Source organism: Marinoscillum pacificum, from assembly GCF_024714495.1.
Taxonomy (GTDB): Bacteria; Bacteroidota; Bacteroidia; order Cytophagales; family Cyclobacteriaceae; genus Marinoscillum; species Marinoscillum pacificum.
The window spans coordinates 599,887-618,130 of the sequence record NZ_JAMZMJ010000001.1; the positions used below are offsets into that span (position 1 = coordinate 599,887).

At 42.4% G+C, this 18,244-nt stretch carries 3 protein-coding genes and 1 pseudogene; 2 read left to right on the forward strand and 2 right to left on the reverse strand.

Annotated features, from left to right (window positions below; genetic code table 11):
• Positions 1–6: 6 nt before the first annotated feature.
• Entirely contained in the window at positions 7–10,866 is a 10,860-nt protein-coding gene (locus tag NXS00_RS02640; RefSeq protein WP_258097562.1) for a cadherin-like domain-containing protein, read from the reverse strand.
• 408 nt (positions 10,867–11,274) lie between these two features.
• Here NXS00_RS02640 and NXS00_RS02645 point away from each other — a divergent pair.
• Positions 11,275–11,511, forward strand: a pseudogene (locus NXS00_RS02645) (HD domain-containing protein); the annotation flags it as partial.
• Between the two features lie 19 nt (positions 11,512–11,530).
• Positions 11,531–11,731 carry an HD domain-containing protein gene (locus NXS00_RS02650; RefSeq protein WP_258097563.1) on the forward strand — a complete coding sequence of 67 codons (201 nt, stop codon included), beginning with the start codon at positions 11,531–11,533 and terminating at the stop codon, positions 11,729–11,731.
• Positions 11,732–11,924: 193 nt separating this feature from the next.
• On the opposite strand, the gene NXS00_RS02655 is transcribed toward NXS00_RS02650, so the two are convergent.
• Positions 11,925–18,050, reverse strand: a complete 6,126-nt coding sequence (locus NXS00_RS02655; protein ID WP_258097564.1) for a DUF8202 domain-containing protein — start codon at positions 18,048–18,050, stop codon at positions 11,925–11,927.
• Positions 18,051–18,244 lie beyond the last annotated feature (194 nt).

Consider the following 18,244-nt stretch of genomic DNA (forward strand, 5'->3'; position numbering starts at 1 on the left):
TTATTGTCAATTTCTAATTTCGAGTGATCCTCTTTGAGTTTTAACTTTCCCTTCAAGTGAGGCCTTAATTACATAGAAATATGTACCGTCTGGAAGATTGGAATTGGAATTCATTGTGTTGGAAATACCTACAAATGTGTTGGCTCCCCGATTGTTATTGTAACCGCTAATCTTGTACACAATGTTTCCCCATCTATTGTAGATCAGAACAGTGTTACTTTCATAAATTTCAATACCTAAAATTTTGAAATAGTCATTCAGTCCATCCCCATTTGGTGTAACCGTATTGGTAACATCTAATTCTTCACAATCTTCTAAATCATCCAGGTAACTTGGGATTCCGTCACCATCACAATCTTGATCTTCATCCTCCAACTCATCCTCAGTTGGAATACCATCATTATCATCATCTGGATCATCGTAATCAGGATCTCCATCACCATCTGAATCACGTGGATCATCCCCATCTCCGTACTCTTCACAGTCTGAAAGTCCATCACCATCTGTATCAGCACCTTGAGTGACATTAATAGTGGCTACTCCTTCCGCACAAAGACTACCTGTATTACATACCATGTAGATGAATGAATCTTGACCAATGAAATCTGAATTGGCACTATAGGTAAATGACCCGTCTGCGTTTAATTCTAATGAACCATTCGTAACCTCAGTTACCAATACCACATTCAAATCATCTCCATTTTGATCGGAATCATTATCAAGCACATTTGCCATGATTTCAATACAAGTACTGGTTTCATAGGCATCATCAGTTGCAATAGGCGCTGATCCAACTCCATTTACATTGATCACCAAATCTGCTGTTGCAGTTTCTGAACCGTCAGTTACTGTGTAAGTAGCTGTTGGAACAACTCCTACAAAGTCCGTTGCTGGAACGAAGGTGTAGCTACCATCGCTATTGATCGTCAAGTCACCTGATGTCAAACTTGCGGTGCTTCCAGCTGGGTAAGTCGTGCCATCAATGATGAATTGGGTAACTGTCAACGCATCGCCATCCGCATCACTGTCATTATTCAAGACTCCTGAAGCTGCATCAACTGTCAAGGTTACGTTCTCATCGGTGCTATTGCTATCATTTACTGCAACTGGTGCATTGTTCACAGCGCCTACACTGATCACCAAATCTGCTGTTGCAGTTTCTGAACCGTCAGTTACTGTGTAAGTAGCTGTTGGAACCACTCCTACAAAGTCTGTAGCTGGAACGAAGGTGTAGCTACCATCGCTATTGATCGTCAAGTCACCTGATGTCAAACTTGCGGTGCTTCCAGCTGGGTAAGTCGTGCCATCAATGATGAATTGGGTAACTGTCAACGCATCGCCATCCGCATCACTGTCATTATTCAATACGCCTGAAGCAGCATCAACTGTCAAGGTTACATTCTCATCTGTGCTATTGCTATCGTCTACGGCAACTGGTGCATTGTTCACAGCGCCTATACTGATGATCAAATCTGCTGTTGCAGTTTCTGAACCATCAGTTACCGTGTAAGTAGCTGTTGGAACCACTCCTACAAAGTCCGTTGCTGGAACGAAGGTGTAGCTACCATCGCTATTGATCGTCAAGTCGCCTGAAGTCAAACTCGCGGTGCTTCCAGCTGGGTAAGTCGTGCCATCAATGATGAATTGTGTAACTGTCAACGCATCGCCATCCGCATCACTGTCATTATTCAATACTCCTGAAGCTGCATCAACTGTCAAGGTTACATTCTCATCGATGCTATTGCTATCGTCTACTGCAACTGGTGCATTGTTCACTGCTCCTACGCTGATGTCCAAATCTGCTGTTGCAGTTGCTGAACCGTCAGTTACCGTGTAAGTAGCTGTTGGAACAACTCCTACAAAGTCTGTTGCTGGAACGAAGGTGTAGCTACCATCGCTATTGATTGTCAAGTCGCCTGAAGTCAAACTCGCTGTGCTTCCAGCTGGGTAAGTCGTGCCATCAATAATGAATTGTGTAACTGTCAACGCATCGCCATCCGCATCACTGTCATTATTCAAGACTCCTGAAGCTGCATCAACTGTCAAGGTTACGTTCTCATCGGTGCTATTGCTATCATTTACTGCAACTGGTGCATTGTTCACAGCGCTTACACTGATCACCAAATCTGCTGTTGCAGTTTCTGAACCGTCAGTTACTGTGTAAGTAGCTGTTGGAACCACTCCTACAAAGTCTGTAGCTGGAACGAAGGTGTAGCTACCATCGCTATTGATTGTCAAGTCGCCTGAAGTCAAACTCGCTGTGCTTCCAGCTGGGTAAGTCGTGCCATCGATGATGAATTGTGTAACTGTCAACGCATCGCCATCTGCATCACTGTCATTATTCAATACTCCTGAAGCTGCATCAACTGTCAAGGTTTCATTCTCATCGGTGCTATTGCTATCGTCTACGGCAACTGGTGCATTGTTCACTGCTCCTACGCTGATGTCCAAATCTGCTGTTGCAGTTGCTGAACCATCAGTTACCGTGTAAGTAGCTATTGGAACAACTCCTACAAAGTCCGTTGCTGGAACAAATATGTAGCTACCATCGCTATTGATCGTCAAGTCGCCTGAAGTCAAACTTGCAGTGCTGCCAGCTGGGTAAGTCGTGCCATCAATGATGAATTGTGTAACTGTCAACACATCGCCATCCGCATCACTGTCATTGTTCAGTACCCCAGAAGCAGCATCAACTATCAAGGTTACATTCTCATCTGTGCTATTGCTATCATCTACGGCAACTGGTACATTGTTCACAGCTCCTACGCTGATTTCTAATTCTGCTGTTGCAGTTTCTGAACCATCAGTTATAGTGTAAGTAGCTGTTGGAACCACTCCTACAAAGTCCGTTGCTGGTACGAAGGTGTAACTACCATCGCTATTGATTGTCAAGTCGCCTGAAGTCAAACTCGCTGTGCTTCCAGCTGGGTAAGTCGTGCCATCAATGATGAATTGTGTAACTGTCAACGCATCGCCATCTGCATCACTGTCATTATTCAAAACACCTGAAGCTACATCAACTGTCAAGGTTACGTTCTCATCTGTGCTTTTGCTATCATCTACGGCAACTGGTACATTGTTCACTGCTCCTACGCTGATGTCCAAATCTGCTGTTGCGGTTTCTGAACCGTCAGATACTGTGTAAGTTGCTGTTGGAACAGCTCCTACAAAGTCTGTTGCTGGAACGAAGGTGTAGCTACCATCTCCATTGATCGTCAAGTCGCCTGAAGTCAGACTTGCAGTGCTACCTGCTGGGTAAGTAGTGCCATCAATGATGAATTGTGTAACTGCCAATGCATCGCCATCCGCATCACTATCATTGCTCAATACGCCTGCAGCTGCATCAACTGTCAAGGTTACGTTCTCATCTGTGTTATTGCTATCATCTACGGCAACTGGTGTGTCGTTCACTGGTGTGATTGTGATCGTTACGGTCGCAGTGTTCGAAGTGGCGCCATCATTGTCATCAATTGTATAAGTGAAGCTGTCAGTAAGCGTTTCACTACCATCATGCGCAAAGTCAATCGTGCCATCGCCATTGTCTGTCAATGTTCCATTCGATGGGCCACTTACAATCGTAATTGTGCTTAAGTCAATGGTTCCATCCGCATCCGTGTCGCCATCGGCTACATCTACTGCAAGAGTTGCGCCTTCATTCACTGTCAACGCATCATCGTCTGCTACCGGAGCGTCGTTAACTGGTGTGATCGTGATTGTTACTGTTGCAGTATTCGAAGTTGCTCCATCATTGTCATCAATTGTATAAGTGAAGCTGTCAGTAAGCGTTTCACTGCCATCATGTGCATAGTCAATCGTACCATCGCCATTGTCGGTCAACGTTCCATTAGTTGGACCGCTAACAATCGTGATGCTTGATAGATCAATTGTGCCGTCTGCATCCGTATCGCCATCAGCTACATCTACGGCTAGAGTTGCGCCTTCATTCACTGTCAACGCATCATCGTCCGCAAATGGAGCGTCGTTTACTGGTGTAACAGTGATCGTTACGGTCGCAGTATTCGAAGTAGCGCCATCATTATCATCAATTGTATATGTAAAGCTGTCGGATGTCGTTTCTGAGCCATCATGTGCGTAATCGATCGTACCATCGCCATTGTCTGTCAATGTTCCGTTTGTTGGACCGCTAACAATTGTAATGCTTGATAAATCTATCGTGCCATCTGCATCTGTGTCGCCATCGGCTACATCTACAGCTAAAGTTGCGCCTTCATTTACGGTCAACGCATCATCATCAGCAAATGGTGCGTCGTTCACTGGTGTTACTGTGATCGTTACGGTTGCAGTGTTCGAAGTAGCTCCATCATTGTCATCAATGGTATAAGTGAAGCTGTCGGTAAGCGTTTCACTGCCATCATGCGCATAGTCAATCGTGCCATCGCCATTGTCAGTCAACGTTCCATTAGTTGGACCGCTAACAATTGTAATGCTTGATAGATCAATTGTGCCGTCTGCATCCGTGTCGCCATCGGCTACATCTACTGCTAGAGTTGCGCCTTCATTTACGGTCAACGCATCATCATCTGCTACCGGAGCGTCGTTCACTGGCGTAACTGTGATCGTTACGGTTGCAGTGTTCGAAGTAGCGCCATCATTGTCATCAATGGTATAAGTGAAGCTGTCGGTAAGCGTTTCACTGCCATCATGCGCATAGTCAATCGTGCCATCGCCATTGTCAGTCAACGTTCCATTAGTTGGACCGCTAACAATTGTAATGCTTGATAGATCAATTGTGCCGTCTGCATCTGTATCGCCATCTGCAACATCTACAGCTAAAGTTGCTCCTTCATTTACGGTCAACGCATCATTGTCCGCAAATGGAGCGTCGTTTACTGGTGTAACAGTGATCGTTACGGTCGCAGTATTCGAAGTAGCGCCATCATTATCATCAATTGTATATGTAAAGCTGTCGGATGTCGTTTCTGAGCCATCATGTGCGTAATCGATCGTACCATCGCCATTGTCAGTCAACGTTCCGTTCGATGGACCGCTAATAATTGTAATGCTTGATAGATCAATTGTGCCGTCTGCATCTGTATCGCCATCGGCAACATCTACTGCTAAAGTTGCTCCTTCATTTACGGTCAAGGCATCATCATCTGCTACCGGAGCATCATTCACTGGTGTAACTGTAATCGTTACTGTGGCAGTATTCGAAGTAGCTCCATCATTGTCATCAATGGTATAAGTGAAGCTGTCGCTAAGCGTTTCACTGCCATCATGCGCATAGTCGATCGTGCCATCGCCATTGTCAGTTAAGGTTCCATTCGATGGACCGCTTACGATGGTGATACTTGATAGATCAATTGTGCCGTCTGCATCTGTATCGCCATCTGCTACATCTACAGCTAGAGTTGCACCTTCATTTACGGTCAACGCATCATCATCAGCAAACGGAGCATCGTTTACTGGTGTAACTGTAATCGTTACGGTCGCAGTGTTCGAAGTAGCTCCATCATTGTCATCAATTGTATAAGTGAAGCTGTCAGTAAGCGTTTCACTGCCATCATGCGCATAGTCAATCGTACCATCGCCATTGTCGGTCAACGTTCCGTTCGATGGACCGCTAATTATGGTAATGCTTGTTAGATCTATAGTTCCGTCTGCATCCGTATCGCCATCAGCTACATCTACCGCTAGAGTTGCACCTTCATTCACTGTCAACGCATCATCGTCCGCAAATGGAGCGTCGTTTACTGGTGTGATTGTGATCGTTACGGTCGCAGTGTTCGAAGTAGCTCCATCATTGTCATCAATTGTATAAGTAAAGCTATCGGTTGTCGTTTCACTGCCATCATGGGCATAGTCGATCGTGCCATCGCCATTGTCGGTCAACGTTCCATTTGATGGACCGCCTACAATCGTAATTGTGCTTAAGTCTATTGTGCCGTCTGCATCCGTGTCACCATCAGCTACATCTACGGCTAAAGTAGCTCCCTCATTTACGGTCAACGCATCATCATCAGCAAACGGAGCATCGTTTACTGGTGTAACTGTGATCGTGACTGTTGCAGTGTTCGAAGTAGCGCCATCATTGTCATCAATGGTATAAGTGAAGCTGTCAGTAAGCGTTTCACTGCCATCATGCGCATAGTCAATCGTACCATCGCCATTGTCTGTCAAAGTTCCATTTGATGGACCGCTAACAATTGTTATGCTGGAAAGGTCGATGGTTCCATCTGCATCTGTATCGCCATCTGCTACATCTACTGCTAGAGTTGTGCCTTCATTTACGGTCAACGCATCATCATCTGCAAACGGAGCGTCGTTTACTGGTGAGATTGTAATCGTTACTGTCGCAGTGTTCGAAGTAGCGCCATCATTGTCATCAATTGTATAAGTAAAGCTGTCAGTAAGCGTTTCACTGCCATCATGCGCATAGTCAATCGTACCATCGCCATTGTCTGTCAAGGTTCCATTAGATGGACCGCTTACAATTGTAATTGTGCTTAAGTCTATTGTGCCGTCTGCATCCGTGTCACCATCTGCAACATCTACTGCTAAAGTTGCTCCCTCATTTACGGTCAACGCATCATCATCTGCAACCGGAGCATCATTCACTGGTGTAATTGTGATCGTTACGGTCGCAGTATTCGAAGTGGCGCCATCATTGTCATCAATTGTATAAGTAAAGCTGTCAGTAAGCGTTTCACTGCCATCATGCGCATAGTCGATCGTGCCATCGCCATTGTCTGTCAATGTTCCATTCGATGGACCGCTAACAATTGTAATTGAGCTTAAGTCAATCGTGCCATCCGCATCTGTGTCGCCATCGGCAACATCTACAGCTAGAGTTGCGCCTTCATTCACTGTCAAAGCATCATCATCAGCTACCGGAGCATCGTTTACTGGTGTAACTGTGATCGTTACGGTCGCAGTGTTCGAAGTAGCGCCATCATTGTCATCAATTGTATAAGTGAAGCTGTCAGTAAGCGTTTCTGAGCCATCATGCGCATAGTCAATCGTGCCATCGCCATTGTCTGTCAAGGTGCCATTTGATGGACCGCTAACTATGGTAATGCTTGTTAGATCTATAGTTCCGTCTGCATCTGTGTCGCCATCGGCAACATCTACAGCTAGAGTTGCGCCTTCATTCACTGTCAAAGCATCATCATCAGCTACCGGAGCATCGTTTACTGGTGTAACTGTGATCGTTACGGTCGCAGTGTTCGAAGTAGCGCCATCATTGTCATCAATTGTATAAGTGAAGCTGTCAGTAAGCGTTTCTGAGCCATCATGCGCATAGTCAATCGTGCCATCGCCATTGTCTGTTAAGGTGCCATTTGATGGACCGCTAACTATCGTAATTGAGCTTAAGTCAATGGTTCCGTCTGCATCCGTGTCGCCATCGGCAACATCTACGGCTAAAGTTGCACCTTCATTTACAGTTAAAGCATCATCATCAGCAAACGGAGCGTCATTCACTGGTGTGATTGTGATCGTTACTGTGGCATCATTGGTTTCTCCTAACCCATCCGAAAGCCTGTAAGTGAATGAATCTGTGATGGTTTCGGATCCATCGTGGATATATTGAAATGTTCCGTTTGCATTTAAGGTGAATGTCCCAGAATGTCTTGTTGGAGGTGTCAATAATGTAACAGTAAGACTAGTATTAGCTATATCTGTATCATTAACAATAACTCCATACACCGTTGCATCTCCTCCAGAACCATCAGCATCATTCACATCAATAGTTCCGCCTTCCGCTACAGTATATGAATCATCATTCGCAACAGGAGTATCATTATTGATTACAATAATTACGGTTTGATTCGTAGTGTCTCCATTAACATCTACAGTTTGAATATCCACTGAAGTAGACCCAATCACTAAATCAGGTGCCGTAGTGACCGACACAACACCACTACCCGGATCAATGGAAACACCTGCAGGCAAAGATCCTGATGTTAATTGAGCACAAACAATTGCTCCATCTGCATCTGTAGCATATGCTAGCGTATCTCCATTACTTAAATTATCTATGGTTGTAGCATTGACCGTATATACCGCTTCATTGTCACAAGGCAAGTCCACTGGACCAACTCCTACAGAAAGACAGTTTCCAACTTCTACTTTGATCTGCTCGTAAATGTCCGCTGATAAGTTTGGTATTTCGAGATTTCCAGAACCATCAGAAGTCAAACTTATAGGACCTACAGGGCCAGCTTGAGTTTCAAACGATACATCATAGGTTGTACTTAATGCGAGCCCAGTTAGTTCAATTGAGCCATCAGATGAGCCACAACTTGTAGGACGCGTAATAGCTCCTAGAACCAAGGAAGGTGTACCGACATCAACTAAACTGGTGATGCCAAGGAGTTTATCAGAATTACACCCTCCAAGGCTAACGTAAATATCTTCGTAATCATCAGCTTCTAATCCACTAATTGTCAAAACTCCCAAAACATCAGCTGAAACGTTTACTGTTTGCACTCCAGCACTTGAGGTATAAAAAACATCATACGCTGTAGAAGGAGTCAAACCTGCTAGTGAAATAGATCCATCACTAACTCCACACCCAGACGGATTCACAGTAAGTCCTAGATTGATATTAGGAACACCTATTTCAATTAGTGATACAGGCTCCAAAATGACATTGGATTCACAAGAGCCACTATTCACACTAATATCAGAATAATTTCCTGCAGATAAACCGGGAATAGTAATCAAGCCTGACACATCACTAGTCAGATTGGTGGTGACGACACCTGACTCGGTATTGTAAGTAACATCGTAAGCAGTAAAGGGCAAACCACCTGCCAGGACAATAGATCCATCACTTGCTCCACATGAGGTAGGATTATTAATCAAATTGGTCGAAATATTGAGTAGGCTTCCTACACTGATATCAGCAAGTGGTTCAGACTCACACCCACCTAATGATAATGTCAAATCACTGTAAGTATCTGGACTTAATCCTGAAAGTAAAATTTCACCAAGAGCTCCACTATTAATGTTCGTCAAGTTTTGTACACCTGCCGAAGTTCTATAGGAAATATCAAAATTCTCGTTAGCAGCTAAACCTGTCAATAAAATTGATGCGTCACCTGCACCACATGTAGTCTCAGGAGTCACTACTCCCAGAGAAAGTGCAGGCAATAAATTCAAGTCTACTGGGCAAACCAACGTGTTTGACTCGCATCCATTCAAGGAAACACTGATATCACTGTATTCATCTATTCCCAATCCGGTGATAGAAATGGTTCCGCTATTAGAAGTAATTTGTGTTGTTTGCACTCCCAATGAATTGGTATAAGTGATATCATACAAATAATCAGTAACTGGCAACCCAATCAATGAAATGGCCCCATCAACTCCTGCACAAACTGAAGGCAAAGACAAACTACCCAGAGCTATTTCCAATGCCTCTACATCTACTAATTCGATGATATCTGAAAGCACGTTTGACTGACAAGTTCCATCAGTCACATATAAATCTGTATAAACACCACCATCTAGCCCAGATAGAGTTATTAACCCAGTGAGATCTGCGGTAACAGACACAGCTGACTGATCTACCGCATCTAACTTATAATTTAAGTCATACGTTTGGCCAGGAACTAAACCACTGATCACTACCGCACCATCAGGTACGAGACAATTCAGAGGACTTACTGCTGATACTAAGGCTATAGGTGCCAGGTTAAACAAATTCACTTCTGAAATGGGTGATGAATAACACCCTGTAATGGGGTTTGATACTCTTATATTTCTATAAACCCCAGCGGATAAATTTGGTAAAGTTATGAATCCTGATCCGTCAGCTGTGGAATTTACTAAAACGGTGTTTCCATCGGTATTCTCATATTCTACATCTACATTTAACAGCGGAGTTATTCCCTGAAGAGTAATACTTCCATCATTTAATCCGCATGTGGGAGCACTTGTACTACTAACTACAATTGGAAGAGACAATAACCCATCATATATTGTTATTCTATCCATTAGAATCCCCGCACTACACCCGTCTCTGGATATTTCGAACTCACTATATGTACCTGCACTCAAACCAGATATGGTGATCAGCCCCGCAATATTTGAAGTAAACGTGGCAGGTCCAACCGTAGTAGAACCATCAAAATAAGATATTTCATAGTCTGCAACTTCTAATAATGATGCATTGATCAGAATAGACCCTGTACCACCGCAAAGTAAGGGCTGAATAGGAACTCCAAGTGAAAGTGAGGGAACAGAAGGCTCCTCCAAGTCAATCGCACACAAGATATTAGAAGTACATCCATTCAGGTCTGCATAAATTTCCTGTAAGCTACCATCACCTAAACCTGAAATAGACACTCTTCCTAGAGCATCTGCTGTCACAGAAAGCGATTGAAATCCACTTTCATCCGTATAATAAAGATCATAATCAGTAAATGGAACGAACCCTAAAAGCTCCACAGCACCATCTAATGCTCCACAAACAGTAGGGTTAGACAATACGCCTTGCGAAATAATCGGTGGAACAGTTAACTCAACCGTTGCACTAGGCAAACTCTCCACTTTTCCTTCGGCAGTTACAGTAGCAGATAAAATACCTGAAGTAAGACTAACGCCTGCTAACTCCCAGGTACCATCCGCCTGAACTTCAGTTGTTCCTAATGACACTGCAACATCTGCCAGGCTAGTCTGAACGAATACGTCTATTAGTGAACCAGCTGCTTCTGTGGAAGTACCTTCTATTTTGGTGAGTACATCTGTTGAACAAAAATCAGTCGTAATAATAGGTGTATCACTTCGACTGCATTGTGCCTTTGAGGGCATGGCAAAAAAGAGTAGCGCTAGACAACCGAATAGGATTAATAAGGTTCTAGGTAAAATTCTTAGTTTCAAAGTAAACGAATGTTTCATGTGTGGGCGACATTTAATATTAGTACACCACTAAGTAGTATGAAGACAAGTGCGAGAGGCTATGATTTTCGGCGAGAAACAAATTTATTCGACCATTGGTAATTTTTCTTCGTTAATTGGAGATCCAAAAAATCCAGCAATCAACTGAATAACAAGCAGTTAATTAGTATAAATACCTAATTTTAAATAAAAGATATAAGTATTATACCTATGTATTTAACTTATACTGTCTTCAGTATAAGTCAACTCTAACTGGTCATATTTTGTAACATAAGTGGTTCTTTTTCACCCCAGATTTGAATGATTGAAATGACCGATTATATAATTTAAACAAAGATTTATGTTAAATCAGAGCTACAACATGCTGAAGGTGGTCATGACTGGTGGCACATTTAGCGGGTCTGGAAATCATCGAAGGAAATAGCTAATTCAGAAAAAGTCAATTTATTGATTGTAGAGCTCGGTGCAATGCTGCACGACATTGCTGGTTCTAAATTTCATGATGGAGATGAAACAATTGGCCCAATGAAAGCTGCTGCATTTTTGAAATCTATCAACTTAGAGAACTCTATCATCGAGCATGTAGTCAATATATATCATCAAGCACATATCCTTCAAGGGTGGAAATCAAGTCCAAACGTTTAAATCTCCTGAGCTAGATGTGGTGCAGGATGCGGATCGTCTGGATGCAATCGGTGCCATTGGCATCGCCAGAACATTCAATTATGGAGGGTTCAAAAACCGGGAGTTGTACAATCCAGCTATCCCTCCTAACCTGAATATGACCAAAGATGAATACAAGAAAAGAACTGCACCGACCATCAACCATTACTATGAAAACTCTTGCTACTCAAAGATCGAATAAACACCGAAACAGGTAGAACACTTACTCAAAGACGTCATGACTTTATGGAGCGATTCCTGGAAGTGTTTTATCGGGAGTGGGATGGCAAATAAAAGCAAACCCTGACAATCCGCTAGGGAGCAGATATCAGGGTTTCGCCAGTAGGTCTCCCAATATTACGATTTTAGACCATCAACAATCAATCAGGACCGACCTACCTTACAATCAGCGGTAAAGTACTCTCCAAACCATTTACGTTTATATTCACCATATACTGACCTGTCTGCAAGTCTTTGACTTGTATTCTTACTGCTCTGTCTTCTAAAGACAGAGGAGCATTCACTTCTTTTCCGGATAAGTCATACACCTTTACTGTTATTTCACCCAGCTCATTTAGTGATTGTTCAAAACTTATTGTAGTGAAGTTTTTTGCTGGATTAGGGTACATCTTAACCTGAGCAATCTTTTCATTTACATTCACACGAATTACTTCTGAACTACTCTCCTTTCCATCAAAATCTTGTTGTTTCAATCGATAGTAGTTGTTACCGAACAAAGGCTTTCTATCCAAGACCTGATAATCTTTTGGTTCTGAAATGGTCCCAGATCCAGGTAATTGCTTAATCACCAAAAACTCCCCAGTTTCTCCTGCACGCTCTATAAAGAACCACTCATTATTACTTTCCGAATAGGTCTTCCAATCTAAAACCACACCATTGAAATCATTGTCTCCTTTAAAGTAAGCCAGTTCAATAGGAAGCGGGGTTTCTGCATAAGACGGACTATAATGTGGAACAAATGAACTGAAAGAATTGATATTTATGGTATAGGCATATCCCAAACCACTAATAGACGCCAAGGTTGGCTTTAATGAAACTCTCGTTCCTCCATTAACAAAAGGATTAAGGTCATCGACTTCAGAAATCTTGGTGATGTAGATACTATCAGCAGCAAAGTCTTCTATGGTATTTGGGTCATATCCTTCACTTTCTACTTTAGACCGTAAATCCGAAGGCTCATCATTGAGTGCATAGAACCTAATCAAAACCTGAGAGGATGGCTGGTTTGTTGGTTTGATCCACCAGTTCCTGTTCATGATGTATTCTTCTCTGCTTCCACCACTGTTGGATCGTACCTGAGGTATTCCATCCAACACCCTAACTGCCCAACAAGTACTGCCCAGATCATTACCGACAGCATTGATGGAATACACCAAATTTCCATTGTCATCCAACACGTAAATCCACTGATACCCTGAAACATCGATACAATTGGATCCAACTACCTGGTAATCTGCACTCAATGCTCGTATAGTGGAAACTCCATCAGGAATACCTGGACTATCAAAGTTGTAAGGATCTGTATCCGTCAGCGTTTCCAGGTAATCCGCAATACCATCTTTATCAGAATCAGTGAGTTCATTTATAGGCCCTAAGGAACCATTTGCTAACAGAATTGCTTCCATTGCATCGGTAACCCCATCTCCATCAGCATCGTCGCCACCTACCGTGGCTGGAGAGTTGACATCTCCTGGATCTGACCCCATCAATACCTCATAGTAATCCGGTATACCATCTCCATCGCTATCCGTACCCAGATCAGGATTAGATGCACCTCCTTGAGCCAAAATGTAAGCTTCAAAAGCATCTGGAATACCGTCATCATCTGAATCCATATCTCCATTTGCTGTTGGCGCATCCGGATCAAATGGACTGGTACCATTAGCTACTTCCAACCAATCAGGAATACCATCGCCATCCGTATCGGTCACTTTACTAATAGGTCCCGTAGCTCCATTATCAATTAATATTCGCTCCAAGGCATCCGTAATACCATCACCATTTACACCAGTATCATTAATTCCAACATTTGGGTTACTAGCACTTACATTGTCATCATTATTTCCCGCGATCACTGGCGAATCGATATTATCATATTGAGTGCCGTAAGCAAGTTCGAAGTAATCCGGAATACCATCTCCATCAGTGTCGGTAATAAAATCTCTCCCTACTCCAATGCTGAAATAGACCCCTCCAGAGAATTCCACATTTTCGAATGTGAGTAAACTGGATTCAAAGGTTTGTGCCTGCACAATGGACAAGAACCCATTCGTATGATCCGTATCATCGTCTAGTATCAAGGTAAAGCTCGAGACATCATTTCCATCAAGTCCTTGACCAGATAAATCCAACGAAACCGATACAGTACCTACATCTCCTGTCTCCACAATTCCCCATTGTCTATCCAAAATTTGTGAAACTGTAGGTGGTACACCTGTAGAAGTGGTGGTAAGCGCTCCTCCATCATGACCAAAGAGTAAATAATCTCCATTTCCGAGTGAAGAGGGGCTTCCAATAGTCAACTTAGCAGTTGCATTAATACTCTTTGACTCATCCTGATACAGCGCCATTAAGGTATTGGCTCCAATGCCGGCAATGTCAGTTCCATGAGATGTAAGATTATAAATAGAAGACCCTGATACCGTATAAGGCAATGAAGCTATGGATAAAGAGATTCCATATTTAACAGATAAATATGTTTCGATATCGCGTCGATCTGCGTTATTCAATCTAGAAGAGAAGCTAATAATCTCAGCAACTTTACCATTGTAGTGGGGCAAACCATTATTTAAATCACGACCTATGCGATAAGGTCGGTTAGAGAGGTTAGCAAAAGTCCCAGTATTGTATTGGTTGGTGCTGATTATAGAACCATTGAAACGAATATTTTGTCCATTGCCTCCTGAATTCAATCGAGAATTAAAGATTCCAGGACTCGAATAAGTAGCGGTAGTACTTATTTGTGCGGAACGATAACTGGTATTGGATCTATACAAATGCGTTACCACTTCGTTTGTGGCTGCTGATGTGATTGGCCCCAACGCGAAACTTGAGAATTGTGAATTTTCAAAACCGATCACCACTCCCCCTGTCGAATTGTATGAATAAGTAACATCCGGATCCAACACCATGAAATAATCATGAGAATAGAAAGCTGCTGCTCCACTCATAATGTCATTACTTCCGTCAAAATCCAATACAGGGTTACCATTCAGGTTATTGGCAACATACAATGGTCTTGCAGTACCTGAGGAACTTGCATTATTGGAACCGTTGACACTATTGTTCCAGGTGTCTACGGCTGCTCCATTTGTCGTGGTGCTCGTACCGGAATTGGCTTTTAACCACAAACTAACCGCGGCATTGAGATTCGCTACCTTAGGTATCATAATAGTGAAGAAATCATTGTCATTAAAATCTACGTCTGTAAATACCAGAGTATCTCCACTGAAATATGCTCCTTCGTATGAAGCGGTTATTGACGAAAAATCACTACTTGTATTGATAATTAAGCTATACAAAGAAGCTTCCTGAATTCTATTATCAAAATTGGCAATGTCACCCAGGTAGATATTCAGATCTACAGCTCCAGGATTCCCATACACATCCACTTTCCATTCGGTGGAAAGTCGATCGTCTGATACAGCCCCAGGCACTTCAGTGGATTGAACTAATGTTTTATCTGTACCATCATTCCCCCAAACTATGTAGTCTCCAGAACTCAAGGCATCAGAGCCATCTACCTTCACGATAGCTCCATCATTTTGACTCATAGATTCATATTGCTTCAATCCATGATCCAGGTTGACTCCAATCCCTGCAATGTCATTATTATAGCTTGTATTATCATAAATACTGACTCCATTTACAGTATAAGCTTCTGATGAAATATTCAGTGTAATTCCATATTTGATGGCCAAATATGTTGCCACATCACGCTTCTCAGCATCGGTCAAGCGAGAATTGTAGCTAACAACCTCAGCGATGTGCCCCTGGTAAGTTTCTGTCTCAATTAAATTGTTACCAAGTCTAAAATAAGAGTTCGTTCGATTACCAAAACTTCCTGCGTTGCTTTCACTATCTGAAATCAATAGTTCATTGGCATACAACTCCTGACCTGTTCCTCCAACATTGTTTCTTGCATTCAATAGGGTTACTGAACTGGTGATGGAGCCTGATACATCAGCAGACCTATAGGCATCATAAGCATAGCCTACAGCTGCTCCAGTTACATCTCCCTGATCACCCAGGTAATACCCATCAAAAGCTCCATTTTTAAACCCTACGAGGAATCCAATGTCATTGGATGATTGAATGGTCAAATCAGGTTTTACCACCAAAAAGAATTCGTGTGTATTGAAGCCCGCTATACCATCCAAAAAGTCATCTGTGAAGTAAAGTGCATCATTTCCATTTATGACATTGTCTACCAATAATGGTTTTTGATTGTTATCACCTTGATCAGCATCATTCCCGTTTCCTGATACATCCGACCATCTAGTTACTAAATCAGTACTGGTCGTCATTACACCCTCATTTGGTCGCAACCAAAGCGTTAACCCTCCGGAAACTCCTCCAGGAGATATCGTCTGAACCGCGCCTCCTATGGTGAAGAAGTCTCCATCTGTGAAATCAACATCTTCAAAAGTCAAAATATCTCTACCACCACTTCTGGTGACTGTTCCTCCAAGAACTAAACGTGAAACATTTTCATCTCCCAAATCCTCAGGCATACTTGCAGTATCAGGAGAAATTATCAGGTTTAAAGTGGTATTGTCTTTGTCTACGGCTAGATTGGTGATATCAAAACTTAAGGCGACTGTTCCTACATCTCCTGTCTCTTTCACTTTCCAAATTCTTTGTAGTCTTTGTGAAATACCTGAAATAAGGTTATCAGTAGTAAATGTATTTGGGTTATGGTTATTTCCCCACACGAGATATTCACCGTCATGCAGATCCGACCCTTCAGCCATACTTACGATAGTCGCATCGTTAATGCTTTGGCTTTGCACCTGATTTAGCTTCTGATTGGTTTGATTCTTTCCAATTCCTGCCACATCAAAGTGATACGGCTGATATTCTGCATTGGTGGTTCCAGGCCAAATGATCGTAGATCCGTCTACTTGATAATCAAAATTAACCGTAGCACTTGCAGGATCTTCGTCTAAAGTGATACCATATTTAATAGCCAAATAGGTGAAGACATCTGCCTGATCAGAATCTGATAAACGCCCAGAATAGCTTATCACTTCAGCTACTCCTCCTTGAAAATCATCCGCAAAATCCCATCCATAACCTAGCGTATAGGGTTGGTTGTCAAAGTTCTGATGATTAACCGCAACATCTTCATAATTATCAACTTGTTGACCATTGAGGAAGATATTTTGGCCGTTTGAAGTACCGTTTAATCGGTCATTGATTATGATCGGGTTTGCAAGTACGACCTCACCAGTTCCATCAATGTAGGAAGAACGATAACTTGTAGCCGGGTCAATAGTATGTGTTATTAGCTCATTTGCATACTGGCTTGTGGATGAACCTAATTCCAAACTACCAACATCCCCAACCTGATATCCAAGAACATCACCGGTTTCAGCAGAAGAGCTGCTGATAAAATCAGGGTCAAGAACTATAAAGAATTCTCGAGTGTAAATACCTTGAAGACCTACCAGAAAATCGTCATCGAAGTTGATGACAGGGTTATTGTTTATCGAATTGGCTGAGTAAGTTGGATTACTCCCTGAAATACTTTGGTGTGCATGGCTTCCTTCCCCACTGTCATCAAACCAGACAAAAATCTCATTCGTTGAAACATTTCCAAGAATTGTGCCCTGAGAATTCAACCAAAGCGATAAACCTGTAGAAACATTACCTGGTGCTGAAGTACTTGGTGCTTCATGATAAGAAGTAATGGCAATGTTATCTACACCAAAGCCAACATCGCGAACCTCAGTAATATAGACTCCAGAAGCGAATCTAAATCGAAATCTCACATCCGGATTATTCTCAAAACCAGCTGGTAAAACGATATATGAGTTAGTCCAAGCACCGTTATTCCCAGACCATCCTTGTCCATTACTTAGAGCTTGTACAGAATTGTTATTGTACCAATTGATAGCATTGTACTGGTTGGATAAAACAAACCAATCAGATCCACCATTTAAGGAATATTCCAATCGAACTCCATCGGATTCATTGACTAAGGCAGTCTCACCATCGTCAATATTGTATCTCAGGTCAAAGGAAAGTATTAGGTTGTAGTATCCAGATAGATCTACAGACATACTTGTGGTTACATCAAGTGATCTTGCGTAATTATCAAAACTCGATGTATGCAAATAGTTACCATCAGAATCAGGTAAAGCTGCATCGCTATCGACGGTATAGTTTGTGGAGGTCCAGTCTCCAAATCCTAATTCAAAATCTTCTGAATAAACGGTTGTCTGTGCATATAATATGCTGCACAGGAGCATAGTTGCGGCTGTTGAAATACACTTCATGACTCAATTTTTTACATATTGGAGTCTTAAAGTGGCTGATGAAATCAGCAGTGGATATCTAGCGAGTTATAATGATGGTCTTACTCGTAATTGATTATGATTATTCTATGAATTTATAGAAGTATTTGACCAAGACCAAAACAGGTATAAGTAATTAAGACTTATACCTACCCAATTACGCATTTCACCTAAAC